The organism is Cryptosporangium aurantiacum (genome assembly GCF_900143005.1).
GTDB lineage: Bacteria > Actinomycetota > Actinomycetes > Mycobacteriales > Cryptosporangiaceae > Cryptosporangium > Cryptosporangium aurantiacum.
In genome coordinates this window covers 199053-223681 of the sequence record NZ_FRCS01000012.1, presented here as the reverse complement: position 1 = coordinate 223681, position 24629 = coordinate 199053, and the positions used below count along the sequence as shown (strand labels likewise).

The 24629-nt window shown below is 70.2% G+C and carries 25 protein-coding genes and 1 pseudogene; 17 read left to right on the top strand and 9 right to left on the bottom strand.

Annotated features, from left to right (window positions below; genetic code table 11):
• The first annotated feature begins 45 nt into the window (after positions 1-45).
• From BUB75_RS32465 to BUB75_RS32455, 3 genes are read left to right on the top strand one after another with little or no spacing between them, the layout of a single operon-like run.
• The gene (locus BUB75_RS32465) at positions 46-720 is read left to right on the top strand and encodes a DUF4352 domain-containing protein (RefSeq protein WP_073262422.1); all 675 of its coding nucleotides are present in this window, start codon (positions 46-48) and stop codon (positions 718-720) included.
• Positions 721-779: 59 nt separating this feature from the next.
• Positions 780-1082 carry a DUF2516 family protein gene (locus tag BUB75_RS32460; protein WP_073262420.1) on the top strand — a complete coding sequence of 101 codons (303 nt, stop codon included), beginning with the start codon at positions 780-782 and terminating at the stop codon, positions 1080-1082.
• Positions 1076-1840 (top strand): alpha/beta fold hydrolase, encoded by a 765-nt coding sequence (locus BUB75_RS32455; RefSeq protein ID WP_073262418.1) that lies wholly within the window; start codon positions 1076-1078, stop codon positions 1838-1840. Before BUB75_RS32460 ends, BUB75_RS32455 begins: the two co-directional genes overlap by 7 nt.
• On the opposite strand, the gene BUB75_RS32450 is transcribed toward BUB75_RS32455, so the two are convergent.
• Positions 1821-2861, bottom strand: coding sequence for a Glu/Leu/Phe/Val dehydrogenase family protein (locus BUB75_RS32450; protein ID WP_073262416.1), 1041 nt, complete (start codon positions 2859-2861; stop codon positions 1821-1823). The two genes, BUB75_RS32455 and BUB75_RS32450, sit on opposite strands and share 20 nt — an antisense overlap.
• A gap of 79 nt (positions 2862-2940) precedes the next feature.
• Between BUB75_RS32450 and BUB75_RS32445 the strand changes: the two genes are divergently transcribed.
• Genes BUB75_RS32445 through BUB75_RS32435 form a run of 3 tightly spaced genes read left to right on the top strand, consistent with a single transcriptional unit; the run spans position 2941 to position 4544 of the window.
• Complete coding sequence (locus BUB75_RS32445) at positions 2941-3396, top strand: Lrp/AsnC family transcriptional regulator (protein WP_073262414.1); 456 nt, start codon at positions 2941-2943, stop codon at positions 3394-3396.
• 5 nt (positions 3397-3401) lie between these two features.
• Positions 3402-4124: an alanyl-tRNA editing protein gene (locus tag BUB75_RS32440; RefSeq protein ID WP_073262537.1), complete on the top strand. Its 723-nt coding sequence runs from the start codon at positions 3402-3404 to the stop codon at positions 4122-4124.
• A 48-nt stretch (positions 4125-4172) separates the two neighbouring features.
• On the top strand, positions 4173-4544 hold the full coding sequence (locus BUB75_RS32435; RefSeq protein ID WP_073262412.1) for a DMT family transporter: 372 nt from the start codon (positions 4173-4175) through the stop codon (positions 4542-4544).
• On the opposite strand, the gene BUB75_RS32430 is transcribed toward BUB75_RS32435, so the two are convergent.
• Both BUB75_RS32430 and BUB75_RS32425 read right to left on the bottom strand, forming a co-directional pair.
• The gene (locus tag BUB75_RS32430; RefSeq protein WP_073262410.1) at positions 4525-5169 is read right to left on the bottom strand and encodes a hypothetical protein; all 645 of its coding nucleotides are present in this window, start codon (positions 5167-5169) and stop codon (positions 4525-4527) included. The two genes, BUB75_RS32435 and BUB75_RS32430, sit on opposite strands and share 20 nt — an antisense overlap.
• 7 nt (positions 5170-5176) lie before the next feature.
• Positions 5177-5935: a maleylpyruvate isomerase family mycothiol-dependent enzyme gene (locus BUB75_RS32425; RefSeq protein WP_073262408.1), complete on the bottom strand. Its 759-nt coding sequence runs from the start codon at positions 5933-5935 to the stop codon at positions 5177-5179.
• Between the two features lie 180 nt (positions 5936-6115).
• Between BUB75_RS32425 and BUB75_RS32420 the strand changes: the two genes are divergently transcribed.
• Entirely contained in the window at positions 6116-7168 is a 1053-nt protein-coding gene (locus BUB75_RS32420; protein ID WP_084741962.1) for a UDP-N-acetylmuramate dehydrogenase, read from the top strand.
• A gap of 44 nt (positions 7169-7212) precedes the next feature.
• Here BUB75_RS32420 and BUB75_RS32415 read toward each other — a convergent pair whose 3' ends face one another.
• Positions 7213-8016: an SAM-dependent methyltransferase gene (locus tag BUB75_RS32415; protein ID WP_073262404.1), complete on the bottom strand. Its 804-nt coding sequence runs from the start codon at positions 8014-8016 to the stop codon at positions 7213-7215.
• Positions 8013-8771: an SDR family oxidoreductase gene (locus BUB75_RS32410; protein WP_073262402.1), complete on the bottom strand. Its 759-nt coding sequence runs from the start codon at positions 8769-8771 to the stop codon at positions 8013-8015. Before BUB75_RS32410 ends, BUB75_RS32415 begins: the two co-directional genes overlap by 4 nt.
• Positions 8772-8966: 195 nt before the next feature.
• On the opposite strand from BUB75_RS32410, the gene mshA reads away from it, so the two are divergent.
• The 5 genes from mshA to BUB75_RS32385 all read left to right on the top strand — a co-directional run bounded on the left by mshA (position 8967) and on the right by BUB75_RS32385 (position 16490).
• Positions 8967-10232: a D-inositol-3-phosphate glycosyltransferase gene (mshA, locus tag BUB75_RS32405; RefSeq protein ID WP_073262535.1), complete on the top strand. Its 1266-nt coding sequence runs from the start codon at positions 8967-8969 to the stop codon at positions 10230-10232.
• Positions 10233-10247: 15 nt separating this feature from the next.
• Positions 10248-10751, top strand: a complete 504-nt coding sequence (locus tag BUB75_RS32400) for a type III secretion system chaperone family protein (RefSeq protein WP_073262400.1) — start codon at positions 10248-10250, stop codon at positions 10749-10751.
• A 54-nt stretch (positions 10752-10805) separates the two neighbouring features.
• Positions 10806-12473 (top strand): MFS transporter, encoded by a 1668-nt coding sequence (locus BUB75_RS32395; RefSeq protein ID WP_073262398.1) that lies wholly within the window; start codon positions 10806-10808, stop codon positions 12471-12473.
• 249 nt (positions 12474-12722) lie between these two features.
• Positions 12723-15710, top strand: coding sequence for a discoidin domain-containing protein (locus BUB75_RS32390; protein ID WP_143175537.1), 2988 nt, complete (start codon positions 12723-12725; stop codon positions 15708-15710).
• Positions 15711-15734: 24 nt separating this feature from the next.
• Positions 15735-16490 carry a phosphoglyceromutase gene (locus BUB75_RS32385; protein WP_073262394.1) on the top strand — a complete coding sequence of 252 codons (756 nt, stop codon included), beginning with the start codon at positions 15735-15737 and terminating at the stop codon, positions 16488-16490.
• A 59-nt stretch (positions 16491-16549) separates the two neighbouring features.
• Here the strand turns inward: BUB75_RS32385 and BUB75_RS32380 are convergent, their stop codons facing one another.
• Both BUB75_RS32380 and phoU read right to left on the bottom strand, forming a co-directional pair.
• Positions 16550-17248, bottom strand: coding sequence for an HAD-IA family hydrolase (locus tag BUB75_RS32380; RefSeq protein ID WP_073262392.1), 699 nt, complete (start codon positions 17246-17248; stop codon positions 16550-16552).
• A gap of 17 nt (positions 17249-17265) precedes the next feature.
• On the bottom strand, positions 17266-17916 hold the full coding sequence (phoU, locus tag BUB75_RS32375) for a phosphate signaling complex protein PhoU (RefSeq protein ID WP_073262390.1): 651 nt from the start codon (positions 17914-17916) through the stop codon (positions 17266-17268).
• Positions 17917-18116: 200 nt separating this feature from the next.
• Between phoU and BUB75_RS32370 the strand changes: the two are divergent.
• Together BUB75_RS32370 and BUB75_RS32365 are read left to right on the top strand one after the other, a co-directional pair.
• A pseudogene (locus BUB75_RS32370) lies at positions 18117-19214 on the top strand (sensor histidine kinase); the annotation flags it as partial.
• A 314-nt stretch (positions 19215-19528) separates the two neighbouring features.
• Positions 19529-20209, top strand: coding sequence for a response regulator transcription factor (locus tag BUB75_RS32365; protein ID WP_073262386.1), 681 nt, complete (start codon positions 19529-19531; stop codon positions 20207-20209).
• A 146-nt stretch (positions 20210-20355) separates the two neighbouring features.
• Here BUB75_RS32365 and BUB75_RS32360 read toward each other — a convergent pair whose 3' ends face one another.
• Complete coding sequence (locus BUB75_RS32360; RefSeq protein WP_073262384.1) at positions 20356-20556, bottom strand: hypothetical protein; 201 nt, start codon at positions 20554-20556, stop codon at positions 20356-20358.
• A 117-nt stretch (positions 20557-20673) separates the two neighbouring features.
• Here BUB75_RS32360 and BUB75_RS32355 point away from each other — a divergent pair, with 117 nt between their 5' ends.
• Positions 20674-21648, top strand: coding sequence for a helix-turn-helix domain-containing protein (locus BUB75_RS32355; RefSeq protein ID WP_073262382.1), 975 nt, complete (start codon positions 20674-20676; stop codon positions 21646-21648).
• A 9-nt stretch (positions 21649-21657) separates the two neighbouring features.
• On the opposite strand, the gene BUB75_RS32350 is transcribed toward BUB75_RS32355, so the two are convergent.
• Positions 21658-22446 carry a DUF3109 family protein gene (locus BUB75_RS32350; RefSeq protein WP_073262380.1) on the bottom strand — a complete coding sequence of 263 codons (789 nt, stop codon included), beginning with the start codon at positions 22444-22446 and terminating at the stop codon, positions 21658-21660.
• A 101-nt stretch (positions 22447-22547) separates the two neighbouring features.
• Between BUB75_RS32350 and BUB75_RS32345 the strand changes: the two genes are divergently transcribed.
• Both BUB75_RS32345 and BUB75_RS32340 read left to right on the top strand, forming a co-directional pair.
• Positions 22548-23534 (top strand): Ppx/GppA family phosphatase, encoded by a 987-nt coding sequence (locus BUB75_RS32345; RefSeq protein WP_073262378.1) that lies wholly within the window; start codon positions 22548-22550, stop codon positions 23532-23534.
• 48 nt (positions 23535-23582) lie between these two features.
• On the top strand, positions 23583-24431 hold the full coding sequence (locus BUB75_RS32340) for a sugar phosphate isomerase/epimerase family protein (RefSeq protein WP_073262376.1): 849 nt from the start codon (positions 23583-23585) through the stop codon (positions 24429-24431).
• The last annotated feature ends 198 nt before the right edge of the window (positions 24432-24629 follow it).

Genomic DNA, 24629 nt, shown 5'->3' with positions numbered 1-24629 from the left:
GATGCTGCGGTCACGTGTGGACGTCGGATTCTGGAGTATTTCCCAATGGCACAGCCCGAGGCGCCCGGCTACTACTCCGGCTACGGGGAGCCTCCGCAGCCACCCGAGCAGAAGCGTCAGGTCGGGTTGATCGTCGCCGCGATCGTCTCGGTCGTGGTGCTGATCATGATCGCCGCCGGCGTGGCCGCAGCGGTCTACGTCTCGAACCGCGGTTCGAGCGAAGACCGCGTCGTCGCCGACCCCACCTCCTCGAGCCCGGCGGCGACGGACACCGGCGAGACCACCACCGACTCCACCGCTCCGACCAGCGGCAACGGGGTGATCGGCAAGCCGGTCCGGCAGGGCGACCTGCTGATCACGGTGACCGGCAAGCCGCGGTGCGGCGTCCAGTCGATCGGCAGCGGCTACTCGGCCCAGGAGAACCAGAAGGGCCAGTACTGCCTGATCGACCTCAAGTTCGAGAACACCGGCGCCAAGGCGGTCAAGCCGACGGACTTCGGCACGAAGCTGGTCGACGAGAACGGCGGCGAGACCTCGGTCGACTGGGGCTCGTACCGGGCCAACCCCGACAACCAGCTCCCGCTGTTCGAGAACATCTACCCCAAGAAGACGGCAACCGGCGTCATCGCATTCGACCTGCCGAAAGACCAGACACCGGCCACTCTCCTGATGAATCCGGTCGGTGACTACGACGACGAAATCAAGATCTCGCTGAAGTAGCGGGCAACGGCTGATCGGGTCAACGCCCCTTACTTCGCGCACTCCCGTAGGCTGGACACGTGGGTGGATGGGTCGGCCAAGTCATCGGGGTCATCAATGTGGTGGTCCTGGTAGTCAGCCTCGGGCTCGAGGCCTGGGCGTTCGTGCATGCGCTGCTGCAGAAGGCGGAGGCATTCCCGGCCGTCGAAACGCTGCAGAAGGGCGTCTGGCTGGCGCTCATCGGCGGCACGATGCTCGCCTCGCTCCTCTTCTATGCGTTCGGCATGCTGTTCGCGATGATCGCGCTGATCGCGGCGCTGGTGTATCTGCTCGACGTCCGGCCGCGCATCCGCGAGATCAGCGGCGGCGGTAGCCGCTGGTAGCCGGTTCGCGGGTCGACTGGCTGGCCACCGGCAGCGGCGACCCGGTCACCGTCTTCGCGCACGGCTTCGGCGGCGGTATCTCGGACACACGTCCGCTCGGGTCCGGTGTCGCCGGGACTCGGGTCTTCTTCGCGTTCCGCGGTCACGGCGGCTCGGCGCCGCTGCCGGCCGACTGGACCTACGAGACGCTCGCCGACGACCTGCGCCAGGTCGCGGACGCCCGGCACGCGAGCCGTGCGGTCGGGACCAGCCTCGGCGCAGGCGCGCTGACCCGGCTGGTCGCCGCGGCGCCCGACCGCTTCGAGCGCCTCGTGTTCTTCCTGCCCGCGGTGCTCGACCGGCCCCGTCCGGAGGACGCGAAGAGCCGGTTCGCCGCGCTCGCCGCCGCCCTGGAGGCGGGCGACGACGAGGAGTTGGCGCGGGTCGTCGAGCTCGAGGTTCCTGCGGTGTTCACTCGTAGTGCGGCGGCGCGGGGTTATGTGCGGCAGCGGGTGGCCGCGCTGCGCGCGCCCGGTATGGCGGGGGCCCTGCGCCGGCTGCCCGCGTTGACCGCCGTTGATTCCGCGGACGCTCTGCGTGCGGTGGCAGTGCCCGCGCTGGTGATCGGTTGTGTGGGCGACCCGCTCCACCCCGTCGGTGTGGCCGAGGCGCTCGCAGGCGCGCTGCCGCGCGCCACGCTCCACGTCTACGACGAGCCCGGCGTGCTCTGGAACCAGCGGGCCGACCTCCGCCGTCGGATCAGCGCGTTCCTGCGGTGACCTTCAGACGGGCGGCGACCAGGCGCTCGGCGGCACGCGCCGGGGGCTCGTTCGCCGCTGCGGCGGTGCGGTAGATCTCGGCCATCGTGTCGCCGATCCGATCGATCCGTGCGGCGACGACGGCCTCGGTCTCCCGGTACTGCTCGACCGCGACCGCGTGGACGATGCCGCCGGCGCTCGCCACGTAGTCCGGCCCCCACAGGACGCCCTGCTCGTGCAGCAGCCCGGCGACGTCGGGGGACGCCAGCTGGTTGTTCGCCGGCCCGACCACGGCGCGACACCGCAGGCGTGGCACCACCGCAGGGGTCAGCACCCCACCCAGCGCCGACGGCACCAGCACGTCGACCTCGGCGGTCAGCGCCTCCTCCGGCGACACCCACCGCGCGCCCCACTCATCGGCCAGCGCGCGGGCGTCCGCCCGGACGTCGGACACGACCAGGTGAGCCCCGGCAGCGGCGAGCCGCCGGGCGACGTCCGCGCCGACCGAACCGAGGCCGATCACACCGAACGTGCGCCCGGCCGGATCGGCCGACCCGTCGAGGTGCTCGACCGTGGCCCGAAGGGCCGCGACCACACCGGCCGCGGTGCCCGGCGACGAACTGCCGCTGCCGCCGTGCGCGGCCGGGCGGCAGAACACGTGGTCGGTGCGCTCGCCGATTGTGACCATGTCGTCGGTTCCGGTTCCCACGTCCGGCCCGGTGCCGTACCGGCCACCGAGCGTCTCCACGGCGTCCCCGACGTCGTGCAGCAGCGCGCGGCGGGCGTCGACGTCCAGGCGGGTGCCCGGCGGCAGCGCGACCACGGTCTTGCCGCCGCCGTTGGCGAGACCGGCCAGCGCGGTCTTCGCGGTCATCGCGGTGGAGAGTCGCAGCGCGTCCTCCACGCCGTCCCGCCAGTCGGCGTACGTCCAGAGCCGGCAGCCGCCGAGGCCGGGTCCCAGCGCGGTGGAGTGGATGGCGATCGTGATCGGCAGCCCGGAGCGTCGCCCGGCCGTGACGTGGACTTCTTCGTGAGTGAACATGGCCGAAAAGGTAGGCGTTCGAACGGTGTCGAAAACGTAGCGCCGAACGAAATTCGGCGTGTGCGGCAGAATCCTGGCCATGGACGAATTGGATTCGGCGCTCCTCGCCCACCTGCAGCGAGATGCTCGGCAGACCAACCGCCAACTGGCCGCGGCGGTCGGGATCGCGCCGTCGACCTGCCTCGAGCGGGTACGCGCGCTGCGGGCCGCCGGTGTGCTGACCGGGTTCCACGCCGGGGTCGACCTGCCCGCGTTGAACCGGCACGTGCAGGCGCTGATCGCGGTGCAGGTCCGGCCGCTCAACCGCGAGGTGATCGAGGGGTTCAAGGGGTACGCGGCTGCGCTGCCCGAGGTGCTCTCGGTGTACGTGGTGGCCGGCCGCGACGACTTCCTGATCCACGTCGCGGTGCCGGACATCGACGCGCTGCACAACTTCCTGATGGACCGGCTGAGCGGACGGCGGGAGGTCATCGGCTTCAACAGCTCGGTGATCTACCAGCACACACGAAACCCGGTGATCACGCCGCTACCGTGACGGTCATGCCGCACACCCACCGACTCGACCTGACCGACCCGACGCTGCGCGAGTGGGACGCCACGGTGCTGCACGTCGATCCCGAGCAGGGCATCGTCCTCGACCGTTCGGCGTTCTACCCGGGCGGCGGCGGACAGCCGCCGGACCACGGAACCCTGCTCTGGGGCGGCACCCAGACCCGGATCGCCGGCACCCGCAAGGGCGACGACCTGTACTTGATCCCGGCCGAGGGTGACCCGGTCCCGCCGGTCGCGACGGCCGTCCGCGGTGCGCTGGACGACGAGCGCCGCACGCTGCTGATGCGGACGCACTCCGGCCTGCACGTCCTCTGCGGCGTGGTGTTCCGGGACTTCGGCGCGCTGGTGACCGGCGGCAACATGGAGCCGGGCGAGGCGCGGATGGACTTCAACCTGACCGAGGTGCCGCCCGGCTTCAAACAGACGCTGGAGGAGGCGGTCAACGTCGAGGTGACAGCCGACCGTCCGGTCGAGGTGAAGGTGCTCCCGCGCGAGGAGGCGTTCGCGATCCCGGACATCATCCGCACCGCGACGAACCTGCTGCCGCCGGATCTGGCCGAGGTCCGGGTCGTCGACATCGTCGGGCTGGACGCGCAGGCCGATGGCGGCACCCACGTCGCGTCGACGAAGCAGATCGGCCGGATCACCGTGGCGAAGATCGAGAACAAGGGACGGGGCTTCCGCCGCGTTCGGCTGCGCCTGGCCGACTGACACGGCCGACCCGGGACGTACGATCCGAGGGTCTACAAGGGGGACGCCGTGGGCGCATGGGTGTGGTTAGCGTCGGCCATCGTGGCGGAGGTGATCGCGACGAGTGCGCTCAAGGCGTCAAACGGCTTCACGGTCCTCTGGGCGAGCATCGTGGTCGTGCTCGGCTACGGGTTCTCGTTCGTCGGGCTCTCGCAGGCGCTGAAGCTCGGTCTCGGGCTCGGCACCGCGTACGCGGTCTGGGCGGGGGTGGGCACCGGGCTGATCGCGATCATCGGCTGGGTGGTGTTCGGCGACCGCCTGGGGATCGCGGCGATCAGCGGGATCCTGCTGATCGTGGCCGGTGTGGTGCTGGTCAACCTCAGCGGTGCGGGCCACACCGAGGCCGCGGCACCACCACCGGTCAGCCCGTCAGAGCGGTGAGGACCCCGCGGCCGGTCGAGCCCTGGGCGAGGTAGGCCTCCACGGAGTGCGGCGGTTCGCCGTTGTCGACGTATTCATCGGTGATTCCGGGGCCCAGGTCGGCGAGGCCTTCCCCGCCGGTGCGGACGTCGTCCGGGTCGAGGACGTTCACCCAGCGGACGCCGTCCGGCCGGGCCAGCGGCTCGGGAATGTTCAGCGCGCGACGCACCACCGTCAGGCTCAACGGGCACCCGAGCGTCACCAGCCCGCGGAGGCCGGTGGAGCGCGCGCGACGCAGGACGTCGAACGCCACGACTGCGCCGAAGCCGTGCCCTACCAGGACCGTGGTCTCCGGCACCAGGGCCTGCGTCACGCGCTCGATCGTGGCCGCGGCGTTCCCGGTGAGGTACCCGTGCAGCGTGCGGGCCAGCTCGACCAGCAGCGGGTCGGAGCCGCCGAACTCGTCCAGCAGGCGTCGGACGGCCGTGTCGTCGGCGTCCGGCAGCCCGTCGTCACCGGCCGGGACGACCTGCAGCGACGACACGGTGCCGACCGTTCCCGCCGCCGCCACGCCTCGGGCCAGCGCCGCCGACCACTCGTCCGTCCCCGGATCACCGGGACCGGCTACCCCCACCACCGCTGCCATCTCGGCGTCAGCCGACCAGCAGGGCCTGCGGCAGCTCCGGGTTGCCCTCGACGGTCAGCACCGCGAGCGGCACCCGGCCCCAGAGCGCGAGCAGCAGGTCGCTGGCGTGCCCGCTGACCGCGGTCTGGGCGTGCGGCGGGTCGTCGAAGACGGTTCCGGTGTCGAGCAGCGACATGCCCGTCCCACGGAGCCGGACCGCCCAGTGCCCGTCCGCGTCGGTGCAGCGCAGGGTCACGACCCCGCGCAGGTTGTCCGGCCCGGCGCGGTGCCCGGCCGGAAGGAACGTGTCGAGCGCCTCGTCGACGCCGTCGACCGCGAGCCGCGTCTCGATCGGCTCGGTCAGCGCGGCCCCCGCGGCGAGCTGGGCGTCCCAGCGGTGCATCGCGGTCTCGTGCGCCATCCGGCGGAACCAGAACTGCGCCACCGGCTCCTGGATGGACCAGTTCCACGCCGGCGCGGCCGGGTCCGTCGACTCCAGCGCCGCGATGATCGTCCGGAACGAATCGTCCCACCACTCGAGCACGGCCGGACCGCTCGGGACGTCCATCGGCTCCTCGTCCGGCGGGGTCGAGACACCCCGGACGAGATGAGCCGCGTGGAACCGGTAGACCTCGCCGACGTGTGCGACGAGTTGCTCGACGTTCCACTCCGGACAGGAAGGAACCGGTGTCGCGAGCGTCTCGGGCGTCACTGCCGTACGGAAGGCAGCACCCTCGCGTCGCAGGCTGTCCAGCCAGAAGTCCGCGGTCAGGCGGTTCTCGCTCATCGATGGCGTCCTGTCATGGTGAGTGGGGTTGCTCCCGCACCAGCCTAGTCACGCATCGGCCGCCGGGCGCGCGGAGCGTGGCGGCATCGACACACGTCGTCGGGGTGCGGTGGTCGGGCACCGCTCCGATACCCCGGGCGGGCCACCGGCAACCGAGGGTCGCGCCGTATCGTTCGCAGCGTGAGCGACGCTTCCCTGGCCCCCCTGACCACGCTCGGTCTCGGTGGTCCGGCGGCCACTCTGGTCACCGCTGCCGACGCGGCCGAGATCGTCGAGGCGGTCCGGCTGGCCGACGCCACCGGTCAGCCGCTGTTGGTGCTGGCGGGTGGCAGCAACGTGGTGGTGGCCGACCAGGGGTTCCGCGGCACGGTCGTGCTGGTGCGGTCCAGCGGGGTCGTGGCCGCTCGCCGTGGCGACGGCATCGAGGTCACCGTGCAGGCGGGCCACGACTGGGACGCACTGGTCGCCGAGGCGGTCGCGGAGCACTGGTCGGGGCTGGAGTGCCTGTCCGGCATCCCGGGCTCGACCGGAGCGACCCCGATCCAGAACGTCGGCGCCTACGGGGCCGAGGTGGCCGAGACGCTCCTCGACGTGACCGCGTACGACCGGGTCGAGGACGCAGTCGTGCAGCTCGCCGCAGCCGAGTGCGGGTTCGGGTACCGGCACTCGACGTTCAAGGAGACCGACCGCTACGTGGTGCTGTCCGTGCGGTTCCGGCTGGCTCCGCAGCTGGTGTCGCAGCCGCTGCGGTACGGCGAGCTGACCCGGGTGCTGGGCGTGCCCGCCGACGGCACGGCACCGCTCGGCGACGTCCGCGAGGCCGTGCTCGGCCTGCGCCGCAGCAAGGGCATGGTGCTCGACCCGGACGACCCGGACACCCGGAGCGTCGGCTCGTTCTTCACGAACCCGGTGCTCGACCCGGACGTGTTCGCCGAGCTGGAGGCGCGTCTGCCGGAGGCTCCCCCGCGCTGGGAGGGCGCCGACGGGCGGATCAAGACGTCTGCGGCCTGGCTCATCGAGCGTGCGGGGTTCCGTCGCGGTTACGGACGCGACGGGGTGGCGATCTCGACGAAGCACACGCTCGCGCTGACGAACCGGGGCGACGGCACCACGGCGGCGCTGCTCTCGCTCGCGGAGGAGATCGTGGCCGGCGTCCGCGACAAGTTCGGCGTGACGTTGGTGCCCGAACCCCGCCTGGTCGGCGTCGAGCTCTCGTCGGTGCCCGCCGTCTGACGCGCAATCGGCCTCTAAGGTCGTCGTACACCCCCGGTTACTCGTCAGATCGGGGCGACGGCCTCCCACGGGAGCGTCAGCTCGCCCAGGCGCCAGCGGCGGCGGCTGCCCAGCACCGGCCAACCGTCGTCGGCGAGTCGTCCCACCGCATCGACCCACCGCTGCCTTGGCCCGAACGGCGCCATCGGCGCGGCGGCGTCCCAGGCGGCGTCGAACGCGGCGAGCAGCGCGTGCACCCGTTCCCCCGGCACGTTCCGGTGGATCAGCGCCTTCGGCAGCCGCTCGGCGAGCGTCGACGGCCGGTCGAGCGAGGCCACCCGGACCGCGAACGTCAACGTCCGCGGGCCTTCCGGCCCGAGCGCGACCCACCCGCCGATCCGGCCCAGCTCGTCGCACGTCCCGTCGAGGAACAGCCCGTCGGACGCCAGGCCGGCGCACACCGTCCGCCAGGCCTCGGCCGCCGCGGCCTCCTCGTACTGCCGGAGCACGTTCGCCGCCCGGACGACGGTCGGGCGCAACCCCGCCAGTTCGAACCCGCCCCGGCGGAACGTGAGGCCGGGCGGATCGGCGGCGTCCGCTGCGGCGGCCACGCGCTCGGCGTCCAACTCGAGGCCGACGACGGAGACGGCGGGAAACCGGGCCCGCAACCGGGTGTAGAGCTCGACGGTCGTGACCGGCGACGCGCCGTACCCCAGGTCGACGACCAGGGGTGAACCCCGCAGGACCGATGCTTGCGTATCGACCAGCCAGCGGTCCATCCGGCGCAGCCGGTTGGGGTTCGTGGTGCCGCGGGTGGGCAGCCCCAGCGCGCGGGCCCGGCCCGCGGCCAGCCGAGGCTGCCGCTTCACTTGACCCGGTGCACCTTGTAGTTCGACGCCTGCGCGACCGGTCGGACGACGAGCAGGTCGATGTCGACGTGCGGCGGGCGGGTCACGGTCCAGGCGACGCAGTCCGCGACGTCGTCGGCGGTCAGTGGCTCGGCGACACCCTCGTAGACCTTCTCCGCGCGCTGCTCGTCACCGCCGAACCGGACCAGCGCGAACTCGTCGGTCTTCACCATGCCGGGTGCGATTTCGGTCACCCGGATCGGCCGCCCGTTGAGCTCGAGCCGCAGCGTCTCGGCGAAGGCGTTGATCGCGTGTTTGGCCCCGGTGTATCCGGCGCCACCCTCGTAGACGCCGTGCGCGGCGGTGGACGACATGAGCACGACGTGCCCCGCGCCGGAGGCCTCGAGCGCCGGGAGCAACGCCCGGGTCACCCGCAGCGTGCCGAGCACGTTCACCTCGTACATCCACGCCCAGTCGGCGACGTCCGCGGACTCGATCGGGTCCAGCCCTTTCGCGCCGCCGGCGTTGTTGACCAGCACGTTCACCGGTCCGGGCAGCGCGCTCACGGCGTCGGCGAACGCGGCGACCGAGGCGTCGTCGGTCACATCCAGCGGCAGCGGGACGCCGTCGATCTCAGCTGCCAGCTCGACCAGCCGATCGGTTCGGCGGGCGCCGAGTGCGACCTGGAACCCTTCGGCGGACAACCGCCGTGCGCTCGCTGCTCCGATACCGCTACTGGCGCCGGTGACTACCGCGACCGGACGGGGGCTGCTCATGGCTGAATCCTGCCGCATGCACCGGGGGCCACGTAGTGCGGGACGTCACGATCGGTCGCCCGGAAGATAGTTGAAGAAGAGAGTGTTACGTAAGGTCGGGTCCCGGGGAAGACCGACGAAGTTCTTGCAGAGGTCATGCCTCGTCGAGGGGAGTCACGGGTGCCGTTCACCACCCGCCGTCGCCGGCTGGACGGTATGGGGTTGCCGCGCAGGGTCGCGACGATCACCCTCCATACCTCTCCGCTAGACCAACCAGGAACGGGCGACGCGGGTGGCCTGAACGTCTACGTGGCCGAGGTCTCCCGGCGACTGGCCGCGGCGGGCGTCGAGATCGAGATCTTCACCAGGGCCACGTCCTCGGAGCTGCCGCCGATCGTCGAGATGGCGCCCGGGGTGCTGGTGCGGCACGTGCCGGCGGGCCCGTACGAGGGGCTCGGACGCGACGAGCTGCCCGGCCAGCTCTGCACGTTCTCCGGCGCGGTGCTCGAGGCCGAGGCGCACCACGAGCCCGGGTGGTACGACCTCGTGCACTCGCACTACTGGCTGTCCGGCCAGGTCGGCAGCCTGGCCCGGATGCGCTGGGGTGTGCCGCTGGTGCACTCCGCGCACACGCTCGCGAAGGTGAAGAACGCTGCGCTGGCCGACGGCGACAAGCCCGAGCCGGACAGCCGCGTCCTCGGCGAGGAGCAGGTCGTCGCGGACTCCGACTTGCTGGTCGCGAACACCCCGGCCGAGGCCCGTCAGCTGATCGATCTGTACGGCGCGGACGCCGACCGGGTCGCCACCGTGGCGCCGGGCGTCGACCTGGGGCGATTCCGGCCGGGGGACCAGCGGGTCGCGCGGCGTCGGTTCGGGCTGCCCGAGGACGGCACCGTGCTGCTGTTCGTCGGGCGGATCCAGCCGCTGAAGGCGCCGGACATCCTGGTGCGGGCGGCGGCCGAACTGGTCTCGCTGTACCCGGCGCTGCGGAGTTCGCTGACCGTCGTGGTGTGCGGTGGTGCGAGCGGTAACGGTATGGGGGAGCCCGCGGCGCTACGGCGGCTCGCGGCTGCTCTCGACGTCACCGACCTGGTGCGCTTCCTCGACCCGCTGCCGCCGGACGAACTGAGCCGGCTGTACCGGGCCGCGGACGTGACCGTCGTGCCGAGCCACAACGAGTCGTTCGGGCTGGTCGCGGTGGAGTCGCAGGCGTGCGGAACGCCGGTGGTGGCCGCGGCGGTCGGCGGTTTACGAACCGCGGTGGCGGACGGGGTGTCCGGCGTGCTGGTCGACTCGCACGATCCGCGCGACTACGCGCGCGTGCTCGGCAGGCTGATCGCCGAGCCGCGCTACCGGGCGACGCTGGGCCGGGGCGGCGTGCGGCATGCCGCACGCTTCTCGTGGCAGCGAACTGCCGACGGGCTACTGGACGGGTACCGTGCCGCAATGCGCCAGCGTCGGGGTGATCTGACCCCCGTCTAACACTCGGGAGGTCGCGTGGCGACGAAGGATGAACTGACCGCGCTGGTCGAGGAGTTCCTGAAGGACCGGGACGCCGAGTACGAGCGGACGCCCGGCGGGGACTTCGTCGTCACGCTGCCCGGGACACGGAAGCAGAAGACGCTCGCGAACCTGGTGATCGGCGACCACTCGCTGCGGGTCGAGGCGTTCGTCATGCGGCACCCGGACGAGAACCGGGAGGAACTGCACGCCTGGCTGTTGACCCGGAACGCGCGGATGTACGCGGTGTCGTTCAGCATCGACAAGGCGGGTGACGTGTATCTCACCGGGCGACTGCCGCTGTCGTCGGTGACGCCGGACGAGCTCGACCGGATCCTCGGTGCGGTGTTGGAGTACTCGGACGGGAGCTTCAACACGATGCTCGAGATCGGGTTCCCGAGCGCGATCCGCCGCGAGTGGGCCTGGCGCGTGAAGCGCGGCGAGTCGCTCGCCAACCTCCAAGCCTTCGCCGACTGGGCAGGTTCCGACGCTCCCGCCTAGGTGGCGATCAGAACAGTTGCAGGGCGCAATGATTGCGCAGTAGCGTTCGGAGACGTGGAGAACGAGACCGTGCACCGGCGGCGTTGGCTGATTCTCGGCGTGCTGGTGGTGTGCCTGCTCGTCGTGATCCTCGACAACACGATCCTCAACGTCGCGCTGAAGACCATCCAGGCCGACCTGGGTGCAACCCAGTCCCAGATGGAATGGGCGATCAACTCCTACACGCTGGTCTTCGCCGGACTGATGTTCAGCGCGGGCGTGTTGGGTGACCGCTTCGGGCGCCGCCGGTTCCTGATCATCGGCATGATCGTGTTCGGCCTGGCGTCGGTCGCCTCCGCGTTCGCGGACACGCCCGGCCAGCTGATCGCCACCCGCGCGCTGATGGGCATCGGCGCCGCGATGGTGCAGCCGCAGACGCTCTCGGTGATCACGAACGTCTTCGACCCCTCCGAGCGCGGCAAGGCGATCGGCATCTGGGCGAGCTTCTCCGGGATCGGCATCGCGATCGGCCCGGTCACCGGCGGCCTGCTGCTCGAGCACTTCTGGTGGGGCTCGGTCTTCCTGGTCAACGTCCCGTTCGTGCTGGTGGGCGTCGTCGCGATCGCGCTGGTGGTGCCCGAGTCGAAGGACCCGTCACCCGGCCGCATCGACCCGTTCGGCGTGCTGCTCTCGATCGCCGGCCTGTCGCTGCTGGTCTACGGCATCATCCACGGCGGCGAGACCACCGAGTGGGGCTCTCCGGCGGTGCTCGCCCCGATTCTCGGCGGCATCGCGCTGGTCGGGTTGTTCGTCTACGTCGAGGCGCGCAGCAGCCACCCGTCACTGGACGTCACGCTGTTCAAGAACGCCGCGTTCTCGGCCGGGGCGGTCAGCCTCGGCCTGGTCTTCTTCGCGATGCAGGGTGCGACGTTCTTCCTCGCCTACTTCTGGCAGGCGGTCCGGGGCTACTCGCCCCTCGAGGCCGGGCTCCTGGTCGTTCCGGTGGCGGTCGGGATCGCGCTCGCGGCGCCGCGCTCGGCCAAGATGGCGAAGCGATTCGGCACCCGTGCGGTGGTCGCGTTCGGGATGACGCTGGTCGGGCTCGCGCTCGGCACCTACACGTTCGTCGGGCGAGACACGCCGGTCTGGGTCATCGAGATCATCGTGTTCGCGCTCGGCTTCGGCATGGGCAACACGATGGCCCCGGCGACCGAGGCCGTGATGTCGGCGGTGCCGCGAACCAAGGCCGGTGCCGGGTCGGCGGTGAACAACACCGTGCGGATGGTCGGTGGGGCGCTCGGCGTCGCGATCATGGGGTCGTTGCTCTCGGCGTCGTACCGGTCGCACCTCGGTGACGCGGTCGACGTGCTGCCTGCGGCAGCGCGCGACGACGCGGGGGAGTCGATCGGTGGTGCGTTGGAGGCCGCCGGGCGGCTGGCCGGTGAGGCGCCTTCCGCCGCGCTGGCGCTCGTCGAATCCGCGAAGGACGCCTTCGTGGACGCCATGCACCTGACCGCCGTCGGCTCGGCGGTGGTGGCCTGGCTCGGAGCCGTTGTCGCGCTCCTGTTCCTGCCGAAGCGGCGGCGTACCCCTACTGACACGGGCCGGGGCGCCGCGGGCGCGGAAGCAGCGGAGCCGGGCGGGGACGCTGTGGCGGAATCGGAGCCGCCCGCCGCCGGGGTTGCGGATCTGAAGGACCATCGGAGTGGCAGCGCGGTGTCGGAAGACGAGGCCAAAGTCTGAGATCGGGTACGTGGTTCGGCTGCATAAGCGGATGATTCAGGCCTGTTAGGCGTGATTTGGTGACCGAACCGCCTTCCTGAGTGTTCTCTTAAACGATGCTTAGCTAGTGCCTAAGAATTTGCTCTGAACGTGAGCGATTCACCCTTTTTGTGTGGTGAAGAGCCGGATTTGTTGCGGCGTGTGGCGCCTACGATCGCGCTCGACGGGGTAACAGTTAACGGTTGCCCTGCCGGTCGAGCAGGGAGCAGCGTGAACGCAGGCGGTCAGTACGGAGCCGGCGGGCCTGGTGGATGGAACCACGATGGTCAGCCCGACGAGTGGGACCCCCGGGCGGGTGGTGCCGCAGGCGTCCCTCCGGTACCGCCGGTGAGCGGTGCGCCGATGCCGCCGCGTCAGTACGGCGCGACGGAGTACGGGTCCTCGTCGGCCCAGTACGGATCGCCGGAGCCGTATCGCGGTAACGAGTACGGCGGGAACGAATACCGCGGTAACGAGTACGGCGGCAACGAATATCGGGGCAACGAGTACGGCCGGTCGGCCGAGTACGGTTCCTCGACCGAGTACGGCTCCTCCGGCCAGTACGGTTCCTCGGGCCAGTACGGCTCCTCGGCCGACCACGGTTCTTCCGGTCAGTACCGCGGTGGGGAATACCGCGCCGGCGAATACGGCCGGTCCAACGAGTACGGCGGTTCGCAGTACGGGACCCCGCAACCTCGCGACAACTGGTCGTCGGCGCCCACCAGCGGCGCCGCCCCGGTCAGTGGTGCCCGGCCGGTGAGCGGCCCCGCGGCTCCGGTCAGCGGTGCCCGGCCCGTCAGCGGCGCTCGGCCGGTGAGCAGCGCCCGGCCCGTCAGCGGCCCGGCGTCCGTGCCGTCGGCCCCACCCGGCCCGCCCCCGACCGAACTCGGCTGGTCGGCCGGCCCCTCCGCCGCCGCGACGGCCGACGCCGGATGGGCTCCGGGCGCCGAGACGGCACCGGTCAGCAGCATCCCGGTGAGCCCGGGCGGCACGCCGATCCACGGCGGTGGTCACCGCCGGGGTCGCGACGGTGCTCGCAAGCTCCCCGACGTGCGCCCGCTCTGGCAGCGCCCGAAGATCATCTCGCTGGCCGCGGCGGCTCTCGTCGTCGTGCTGGCAGCCGCGGACAGCAACGTCCGGCCGCCGCTCCACCTGTTGAGCGGCTCCGCCGACGGCACCGTGACGGTCGCGCTGAACGAGAAGATCAACGAGTTCCAGCCGCACAAGCAGCTCGGGGCAGGCGTCGACGGCCTGGAAGGCGGTGAGATCGCCAAGGTCTGGACGCAGAAGAACATCACCGCGATGAAGTCGGCCGGCTGGGGCGCGATCAGCTACCGGCTCCGTACCGAGCTCGGCGTCAAGGCTTGGCACTGGAATCCGGTCGGCAGTTGGAGCAACGCGGCGAAGAAGGAGGGCTACTGGACCTCCAGCGACACGATCGAGAAGGACGCCGGCGTTTCGTACGGCTTCCACCTGCCCCGCCGCGGCAACACGATCGACCAGGCCAACAACGACGCGTTCGCCAAGATCACCGACGGTGACCCGGACAGCTTCTGGAAGAGCAATCCGTACCTGGATCCGCACTACACCAAGAAGCCGAGCACCGAGCACGAGCAGTGGATCATGATCGGCCTCGGCTACGAGAAGCCGGTGCAGGACATCACGATCAACTGGGGCGACCCGTACGCGAAGAAGTTCAAGGTCCAGTACTGGCACGGGAGCAACGACGCGATTCACCCCTCGCACCCGACCGCCAACTGGAAGGACTTCCCGAACGCGTCGCACACCGGAACCGGCGGCAAGCAGACCGTCACGGTGGCCGACTCGCCGGTGAGTGCGCAGTTCATCCGCATCGTGATGTCCGAGGGCTCCGGCACCGGACCGTCCGGCTCCTCCGACATCCGCGACTCGCTCGGTTACTCGGTGCGTGAGCTCTCCATCGGTTACACGAAGGACGGTTCGTTCGTCGACCACATCGTCCACCGCAAGGACCAGGAGCAGTCGCCGACCTGGGTCTCGTCCACCGACCCGTGGCACCGCGCCTCGGACATGGACAAGGACTACGAGCACGCGAGCTTCGAGCGCACCTACGCCAGCGGGCTGACGAACAACGAGCCGATGATGATCCCGGTGCCGGTGCTCTACGGCATCCCGGACGACGCGGCTGCGCTGATGCGGTACCTGAAGAAGAAGAAGTACCCGTTCTTCCAGGTGGAGATGGGTGAGGAGCCCGACGGTCAGCTGGCGACGCCGGAGGACTACGCGCAGCTCTACATGCAGGTCGCCGACGCGATCAAGGAAGTCGACCCGAAGATCGAGATGGGCGGTCCCGGCTACCAGACCGTCATCCCGGACTGGATTCACTGGCGGGACGAGAACGGCGACAACGCGTGGACCAGCCGGTTCGTGAAGTACCTCAAGGGCAACAACCGCATGGAGGACTTCGACTTCTTCTCGTTTGAGTGGTACCCGTTCGACGACGTCTGCGGTAAGCACGACAAGCAGATCGCGGAGCACCCGAAGCTGTTCTACGAGCAGATCGAGAAGCAGTACAAGAACGGCCTGCCACGGGACGTACCGATGGTGATCACCGAGTACGGCTACTCGTCGTTCGCCGGCCAGGTGGAGCTGGAGTTCCCCGGCGCGATCGTCAACGTCGAGACCGCGGCGATGCACCTGGAGGTCGGTGGCCACACCAGCTACTTCTACGGGCTGGAACCGAACTGGGTGTTCCAGGAGAAAGAGGGCGAGCCGTGCGACACGTACGGCAACCTGATGATGCTGCAGTTCCACGACAACTTCGAGATCCGGCCGCTGGTCGGGTACTACGCGGCGCAGTTAGTGACCCGCCACTGGGTGAAGCCGGGTAACGAGAAGCACCAGATGCTGAAGGCGAAGTCGGACCTGAAGCTGGCGGACGGGAACCCGCAGGTCACCTCGTGGGCGGTGCGGCGACCGGACGGCAAGATCTCGATCCTGCTGATCAACAAGGACCCGAAGAAGGAAGTCACGGTCGAGCTGAAGGCCACCGGTGGCGACCTGAGCGGGCCGTACCACATGTACCAGTACTCGAGCGAGCACTACGACTGGGAGCCAGGGCCTACCAAGGAGAACGGTGGTAAGCCGAAGAAGAGCTTCCCGCCGACCAAGACCCACCAATCCTCGTCGAAGGTGAAGCTGCCGCCGTACTCCATCTCGGTGGTGCACGCGGAGTCCTGACGGAGGTCTGGCAGGCTGTTCGTCATGAGTGCAGCGATCGGAACCCTGGTTCTGCTCCGCCACGGCGAGAGCGAGTGGAACGCGAAGAACCTGTTCACCGGATGGGTCGACGTCGACCTCACGGCCAAGGGCGAGGACGAGGCACGGCGCGGCGGTGAGCTGCTGAAGGACGCCGGGCTGCTGCCGGACGTCCTGCACACCTCGGTGCTGCGCCGGGCCATCCGGACGTCAATCCTCACGCTGGACGTCCTCGACCGGCTGTGGATCCCAGTCACCCGCAGCTGGCGTCTGAACGAGCGGCACTACGGCGCTCTGCAGGGCAAGAACAAGAAGCAGACCCTCGAGGAGTTCGGCGAGGAGCAGTTCATGCTCTGGCGTCGCTCGTACGACACGCCGCCGCCGCCGATCGACGTGGACGACGAGTGGTCGCAGTTCGGTGACGCGCAGTACACCGCGCTGCCGCCGGAGGTCAGGCCGCGTACGGAGTGCCTGAAGGACGTGCTGGTCCGAGCGCTGCCGTACTGGTACGACTCGATCGTCCCGGACCTGCAGGCGGGGAAGACCGTGCTGGTCGCGGCGCACGGCAACTCGCTGCGGGCGTTCGTGAAGCACCTGGACGGGATCAGCGACGAGGCGATCGCCGGTCTGAACATCCCGACGGGTATCCCGCTGCGTTACGACCTGGACGCCGACCTGAAGCCCACCAACCCCGGCGGCACCTACCTGGACCCCGAGGCAGCCAAGGCCGCAGCCGCCGCCGTCGCGAACCAAGGCCGCTGAAGACGCACGTTCACGCGAAACCGCCTCTAAGCGCCGCTTAGAGGCCGGTTTCGCGTGAATCACCGTGCTGCGGTGAGGACCGCGCTGTCGTCCCTCGCGGGGGCGGTCAGGGCTATCGCGGTCAGGTCGGGGACCACGACGTCGGCCTCGGCCAGGTCGGCGGCCGGGTGGGACGTGGTCACCGCGACGACCGGGCACCCCGCCTCCCGCCCGGAGCGGATGCCGGCCGGCGCATCCTCGAACACGACCACCGGCCCGGCGGCGCCCAGCCGCTCCAGGCCGATCAGGTAGGGCTCCGGGTCCGGCTTACCGGCGCGCACGTCCTCCGCGGTCACCAGCACGCCGGGCGTCGGTAACCCCGCGGCGGCGAGCCGCGCCGTGGCGACCTCGTAGGTACCGCTGGTCACGATCCCCCAGGGCACCACCCCGGCGACCGCGTCCAGCAGCGTGGCGGCGCCGGGAACGGCCGTCACGCCCGCGATGTCAGTGGCCTCCAGCGCCGAGAGGCGTGCCACGGCGTCGGCCACCTGGTCGTCCGGGAGCAGACCGCGGATGTGGTCCTCGGCGCGCTTGCCGTGCAACGGCTCTGGGAACGCCTCGGCGGGAAGCCCGTACCAGTCGAGGAACGTCCACCACTGTCGCTCCACGACCGCTGTGGAGTCGACCAACGTGCCGTCGAGATCGAAGAGGATCCCGGCGAGCGTGGTCGACCAGGTCTCCGGGTTGGCGAGACGATCCAGGTGCGTTCGTGCGGCCATCACGACCGCATTCTTCCTCAGGCGTTGGTCGGCAGCACACCCGTCACCAGTTGAACCATCCGCCTGGCCAGCGACACCGCGTGGTCCGCGTATCGCTCGTAGAACCGTCCGAGCAGCGTCACGTCGATCGCTGCCTCCATGCCGTGGGACCAGTTGTCGTCCAAAACCCGGGCAAACAGTTCCCGATGAAGCTCGTCCATCCGGTCGTCGTCCTTGGCGATCTCGGCCGCGAGTGACACATCTCGCTCGACCAACACGTCCCGGGTTTTGACGACGAGCTTGTCGGCCACCTGTGCCGCCTCGGCGAAAATCGGCTTGAGATCGGCCGGAACCGCACAATCCGGGTAGCGCATCCGAGCGATCGTCGCGACGTGCCGGGCCAGGTCGCCCATCCGCTCCAGCGACGAGACCATCCGCAGCCCGCCGATGATCGTCCGCAGGTCGACCGCGACCGGCTGCTGGCGCGCCAGGAGATCCATCGAGCGCTCCTCCAGTTCGCGGTGGAGCGCGTCGATCTGAGCGTCGCCGGAGATCACCGCTTCGGCGAGCCGGAGGTCGGACGTGAGCAGCGCGGTCGTCGCCGAATCCATCGCCACGCGGGCAAGGTCGGTCATCCGGACGAGGATCTCGTTGATCTTCGAGAGCTCGCCGTGGAACGAGTCACGCATGAAAACTCCGAGGGGTAACCACAGTTTCTCCGACGTTAGTGGTCGGGGAGCCCGCGCGGCTTTCCCCACCGATGTCGATCCCCTGAAGGTTGGGCGGCTTTCCGGTGAACAGCTGCCGCAGATTTCGGTCAGGCGGTCACGTTAGGGTCACGACGGACGGTGCGCCTCTTACGATCGTTGCCGTGGATCTCGTATCGGCGCTGCTCATCGGCGTTCCGGCTGTGCTCTTCGGCGCGGTGATCGGGATTGCCGTGTTCGCCGCTACCCGGCGTCCATCGCGGCCGGAGACGCCGGCCCCTCCGGTGACCGCGTTGGACCTCGATCTGGCCCGCCGGAGCCTCGATGCCCTAGGAATTGGCGTAGTTGTTCTGGATCCACGCGATGATGTCGTGCTCGCGAACCCTGCGGCACGTAGGCTAGGGGTTGTCCGGGACGGTCGGATCGGACATTCGGTACTTCGCGCCTTCAGTCGACAGGTTCGGCAGATCGGTGAGGTGCGGGAAACCGAGGTAGAGCTGCCGCGCGGGCGCGGCCTGGAACCGTTGGGGGTTCGGGTCCGGGCCGCCCCGCTCGGCGTCAGCGGCCACGCCGTGATGCAGGTCGAGGACGTCACCGAGTCGCACCGGCTGGCCAACGTTCGCCGCGACTTCGTCGCCAACGTCAGCCACGAGCTCAAGACGCCGGTCGGCGCGCTCTCGCTGCTGGCCGAAGCGATGCTCGACGCCGTCGACGACCCGGCAGCCATCCAGCGGTTCGCGGAGCGGATCCGCCACGAGTCCGGCCGGCTCGGCCGCCTGGTGCAGGAACTCATCGAGCTGTCCCGGCTGCAGGGCGCCGACCCGCTGCCCGAGCCGGTCGCGGTGCCGGTGGACCGGGTGGTGTCCGAGGTGGTCGACCGCACCCGGACGGTGGCCGAGGGCAAGTCGATCACGGTCGTCTCCGGCGGCGAGCGCGGGCTGATCGTCGAAGGCAACGAGAACCAGCTGGTCAGCGCGATCGTCAACCTGGTGGAGAACGCGGTCACGTACAGCCCGGAACGCACCCGGGTCGCGATCGGCACCCGGCGGCGCGGCCACCTGATCGAGATCTCGGTCTCCGACCAGGGCATGGGCATCGGCGAGGCAGACCTCGACCGGATCTTCGAGCGCTTCTACCGCGCCGACCCGGCGCGGTCGCGGGCAACCGGTGGCACCGGGCTCGGGTTGGCGATCGTCAAGCACATCGCGACCAACCACGGCGGTAGCGTCGATGTCTGGAGCGTGGAGGGGTCCGGCTCGACGTTCACGCTCCGGCTGCCCGACCCCGGCTGCGACTCGCCGGGCTTCGAGGACTTCGACGCGCTCGAGGACCTCGACCGCCTGGCCGAGTTCTCCGGCGACGAAACCGAACCCAAGGGGTCGAACGGACGCGCCGAGTTAGGCCCGTCCGACCCGGACGACCTCTCCGGGCCCGTGGGCCCGGAGAACCGCACAAAAACCGATGCGGACGCCACGGAGCGCGCCGACGCGCACGAAGCGGCCAACGCGGACGCTGCGCCGCAGGCGTCCGCCGAGGAGGACCCGGGCACCGAGCCCCGGGCCGATCGCCCCACAGCAGTAACGAGAGGTGAAGCGTGACCCGAGTTCTGGTGGTCGAGGACGAGGAGTCGTTCTCCGACGCCTTGTCGTACATGCTCCGTAAGGAGGGGTTCGAGGTCGGCCTCGCCGCTACCGGGCCGGACGCGCTGACCGAGTTCGACCGGGCAGGCGCCGACATCGTGCTTCTCGACGTCATGTTGCCGGGGCTGTCCGGTACCGAGGTGTGCCGGACGCTCCGCGCGCGGTCGACGGTGCCGATCATCATGGTCACCGCGCGGGACGGCGAGATCGACAAGGTCGTCGGGCTGGAGATCGGGGCCGACGACTACGTCACGAAGCCGTACTCGCCTCGCGAGCTGGTCGCGCGGATCCGAGCGGTGCTGCGCCGGCGGACCGAGCCGGAGGAGCTGACGCCGGCGACGCTCGAGGCCGGTCCGGTTCGGATGGACGTCGACCGGCACACGGTCACGGTCAACGGCGCCGGGATCTCGCTGCCGCTCAAGGAGTTCGAGCTGCTGGAGATGCTGCTGCGCAACGCCGGGCGGGTGCTCACCCGGGGGCAGCTCATCGACCGGATCTGGGGCGCGGACTACGTCGGCGACACGAAGACGCTCGACGTCCACGTCAAGCGGCTGCGCGCCAAGATCGAGCCGTCGCCGAGCAACCCGCAGTACCTGGTGACGGTGCGAGGCCTCGGCTACAAATTCGAAGCCTAGTGGGCGGCCCGCTGACGACGACGGATGACAGGCGAGCGAGCCTCCTTATGACACCGAGGCCAAGGTCACGGCGTCGGCTCGCTCGACTGTCCCCGACGCCGTCAGCGGGCTCCGGGTTCGTGCAACTGCGCGCGCCTGGCGGCGCTTCACGCTGCTGCGCCGCAGGCGACCGGCTCGCGGTCAGCGGTGGTCGTGTCGGCGGTGCGGCCGGTCACGACGGTCACGATCCCGCCGCACCAGCACTCCACCTCCATCACGATGCCGCGGTCGGTGTGCTCGATGCGTCGGATGTCGTCGGTGCTGGCCAGAGTGCGGGCGCCGTGGTGGTGGCAGTCGATTGCGAACATGCGAAAAGCTTCTCGTCGGACGGCGTCCGGGTGTGAGTGGCAAACCCGACCGCCATCGGCAGAAAACTGCCAACGTCAGGGTTCCGTTGAGCGCAAGAAAACTGCCATGATGACGCCATGATCGTCACCGGCGTCACCCCCACGATGATCGGCGCGCTGACCTTCGGAATCGTCACCGAGGTCTTCGGCTACGACCGCACGGACATCGGCCTTCCCACCTTCGACTTCGCGATCGTCCCCGCCGAGGACGGCCCGATCCGTACCCGCTACGGCGCCACCATCCAGCTCGACGGTGACTTCAGCCGGATCGACGACTCGGATCTCGTGCTGGTCATGCCGTGGGAGACCTTCAGCCCGCCGCCGGTCGCCTACCTCGACGCGCTGCGCCGGGCGTACGACCGCGGCGCCACGCTGATGGGCTTCTGCTCCGGCACGTTCGTGCTGGCCTCGACCGGTCTGCTCGACGGACGCCGGGCGACGACGCACTGGTGCAACTCGAGTTTCATCGCCGAGACGTTCCCGCAGGTCACGATCGACGCCGACGTCCTCTACGTGGACGAGGGGCGGGTGCTCACCGGCGCCGGGAGCGCGGCCGGGCTCGACCTGTGCCTGCACTGGGTGCGTCGGGAGTACGGCGCGCGGGTAGCGAACGCGCTGGCCCGATCGGTGGTCATCCCGCCGCACCGGGACGGTGGTCAGGCGCAGTACATCGTCTCGCCGCTGCCCGAGGTCGGGGATTCCGAGCGTCTCGTCGACGTGCTGGCGTGGATGCGGGCGAACCTGCACCTGCCCCTCACCGTGGAGACGCTGGCGGCTAAGGCGCTGATGAGCCCGCGGAGCTTCGCACGGCACTTCCGGGCCACCACCGGCACGACGCCGCGCGCCTGGCTGCTCGCACAGCGGCTGCACCGTGCCGAGGAACTGCTCGAAGGTGGTGACCTGCCGGTCGAGGAGGTCGCCAGGCGGGTCGGGTTCGGCACTGCAGCGGCGCTGCGCGACCAGTTCGTCCGCCGTCGCGGGGTTCCGCCACGCGAATACCGTCGTGCGTTCCGCTGCGCGGCCGAGTGCCCGGAGGAAGAGGGCGCCGCGTAGCTCCTCGCGTCACTCCCCGGCGAGGCGGGAGGCTTCGACGGTGGCGGGGTGGGGTGCGATCAGACCGCGCGACTCCCTGGCGGCGCAGAGCCGCGCCAGTTCCGCGTAGGCGCTCGCGCCGATCAGCGCGGTCAGCTCCGGCCCGTACGTCAGGTAGAGCGGCTCGGCGCCGACGTGGGACTCGGGCGCGGACGTGCACCACCAGTGCAGGTCGTGTCCACCCTCGCCCCAGCCGCGTCGGTCGAACTCCCCGAGCGTGTCGACGAGGACCTGGGTGCCGTCGGTACGCGTCACCCACTCCTGCTCCCGGCGTACCGGCAGCTGCCAGCAGACGTCGGGTTTGGTCTCCAGCGGGTGCCGCCCGGTACGCAGCGCCAACGCGTGCAGCGCACACCCGGCTCCGCCCGGGAAGCCCTCGCGGTTGTGGAACAGGCAGGCGCCGTCCACAACCGCGGTTCGCAGCCGGTCGTCCTCGTCGCCCACCGAGTCGCGTTCGGTCCACGCGTCGGCGTCGCCCGGCCGGTAGAACTGCCAGTCCGCCGGGCCGAGGTCCCGCACGAACGCGGCGACGCGTGTGACGTCGTCCTCGTCGGTGAAAAAGGCGCCGTGGCTGCAGCATCCGGTCTCCGCACGGCCCTCGACCACCCCGTGACAGCCGACGCCGTAAATGCACGTCCATCGGGAGAGCAACCAGGTCAGGTCGGCTTTGACGACGTGTTCCGGGTCGGCGGGGTCGATCAGTTCCAACCACTCGCGAGGGAAATCGAGCCCGACCTCCGCGTCGCGCGGGCGGGGCATCGGGAGTTGCACCGTACGGGCCACGATCCCAGCGTACGGGTGCCGGTGAACAGTGGGTGACCAGGCCGTAGGCGGCACGAACCAGGGCGTACCGTTCAGGGATGCGCCTGGGGGTCTTGGACGTCGGTTCGAATACCGTTCATTTGCTCGTGGTCGACGCCCGCCGGGGTGGCCACCCCACGCCGGCCTACTCGGAGAAGTCGGTCCTGAAGCTGGCCGAAGCGGTCGGCAACAACGGCAAGCTCTCCGACAAGGGCGCGAACTCCCTGCTGGACGCCGTCGCGTCGGCGAAGGAGGCGGCGCGTCGGCTCGATGTCGATCACCTGCTGGCGTTCGCCACCTCGGCGATCCGCGAGGCGCGCAACGGCGAGAAGGTGCTGGAGAAGGTGCGGAAGGAGACCGGTGTCGGCCTCTCCGTCCTCTCCGGTGACGACGAGGCGCGGCTGACGTTCCTCGCGGTGCGGCGCTGGTTCGGCTGGTCGGCCGGGCGCCTGCTCTGCCTGGACATCGGCGGTGGGTCGCTGGAGATCGCGGTCGGCGTCGACGAGAGCCCGGAGCTGGCGCTGTCGGTGCCGCTGGGCGCCGGGCGGCTGACCCGGGAGCGCCTGACCGACGATCCGCCGAAGCGCAAGGAGATCGCCGAGCTCCGCGAGTACGTCGACAGCACGCTCGACCCGGTGGCCGAAGGGGTTTCCGAGGCCGGCGAGATCGACCGTGCGGTGGCCACGTCCAAAACCTTTCGGACGCTGGCCCGGTTGTCCGGCGCAGCGCCGTCCGCGGCCGGGCCACGCGTCCGCCGGGTACTGACCGTCGACGGCCTCCGCCAGATCACCGAGTTCATCTCCCGGATCTCCGCCACCGACCTCGCCGAACTGGAGGGCGTGAGCGCGGGCCGCTCGCACCAGTTGCTCGCCGGAGCGGTCGTCGCCGAGGCGGCCATGCGGCGGCTCGGCTTGACCCAGGTCGAGATCTGCCCCTGGGCGCTCCGTGAGGGCGTGATCCTGCAGCGTCTGGACTGGCTGGACAGCGGCATACAAGATCCTTCGCTTCCGGAGGTCGTCACCGACCGCCGACCGGCCAACGCCTGAGCGAGACGGGGCCGCTGCCGGAAACGGCCGGGGGCTACCCTGGATGGAGTGACCAGGGAAGGCGACACACCGCAGACGGTTCGGGTTCCGGCCGCGAAAGTCGGGCTCTCCACCGCCTCGGTGTACCCAGAGACTGCTCCGGCGGCGTTCGAACTCGCTGCTGCGCTGGGCTACGACGGCATCGAGGTCATGGTGTGGACCGACCCGGTCAGCCAGGACATCGACGCGCTCCGTGACCTGCAGCAGCGTTACGCGCTCCCGGTGCTCGCGATCCATGCGCCGTGCCTGATCATCACCCAGCGGGTGTGGAGCCCCGACCCCTGGGAGCGGTTGCGTCGGTCCAAGGAGGCCGCGGAGGTGCTCGGCGCCGAGACGGTCGTCGTGCACCCGCCCTTTCGGTGGCAGCGCGACTACGCGCGGAATTTCGTCCAAGGCATCGAGCAGTTGGGCGCCGAGACCCCGGTGAAGTTCGCCGTGGAGAACATGTATCCGCTGCGAGCTCGTGGTCGCGAGTTCATCCCGTACGCGCCGCACTGGGACCCGACCTCGGCGTCGTACCGGCATTTCACGCTGGACACTTCGCACACCGCGGTCGCGCGCACCGACGCGCTCGCGCTGCTCGACCGGATGGACGGGCGGCTGGCGCACGTGCATCTCGGCGACGGCAGCGGGCTGTTCCGGGACGAGCACCTGGTCCCCGGGCGGGGCGACCAGCCCTGCGGAACCGTGCTCGAACGGCTGGCCGGCCGGGGCTTCAGCGGTTCGGTCGTGGTGGAGGTCTCGACCCGCGGGCTCGAGCGTGAGCAGCGCGAGGCCGACCTGGCCGAGTCGCTGGCGTTCGCCAGGCTGCACCTGGCCGCACCGGCGGCGCCGGCCGCTCATCTGGGCACGGTCTAGCACACACTGCACACCTCGGCGGTTCGACCGCGAGTCTCACATGTTGCGACGATCACCCCCGATGTCGTGCAGATTTCGTAGGACGCTCGTACTCTTTTGAAGGACGCCCCACCAAGGCGCCCCAAACCTCGCCTCCGGACCGGGATACCCACCCGTCCGGGGGCGTTGGTCTTTTTGCGGGTGTCGGCGCGGGCATCT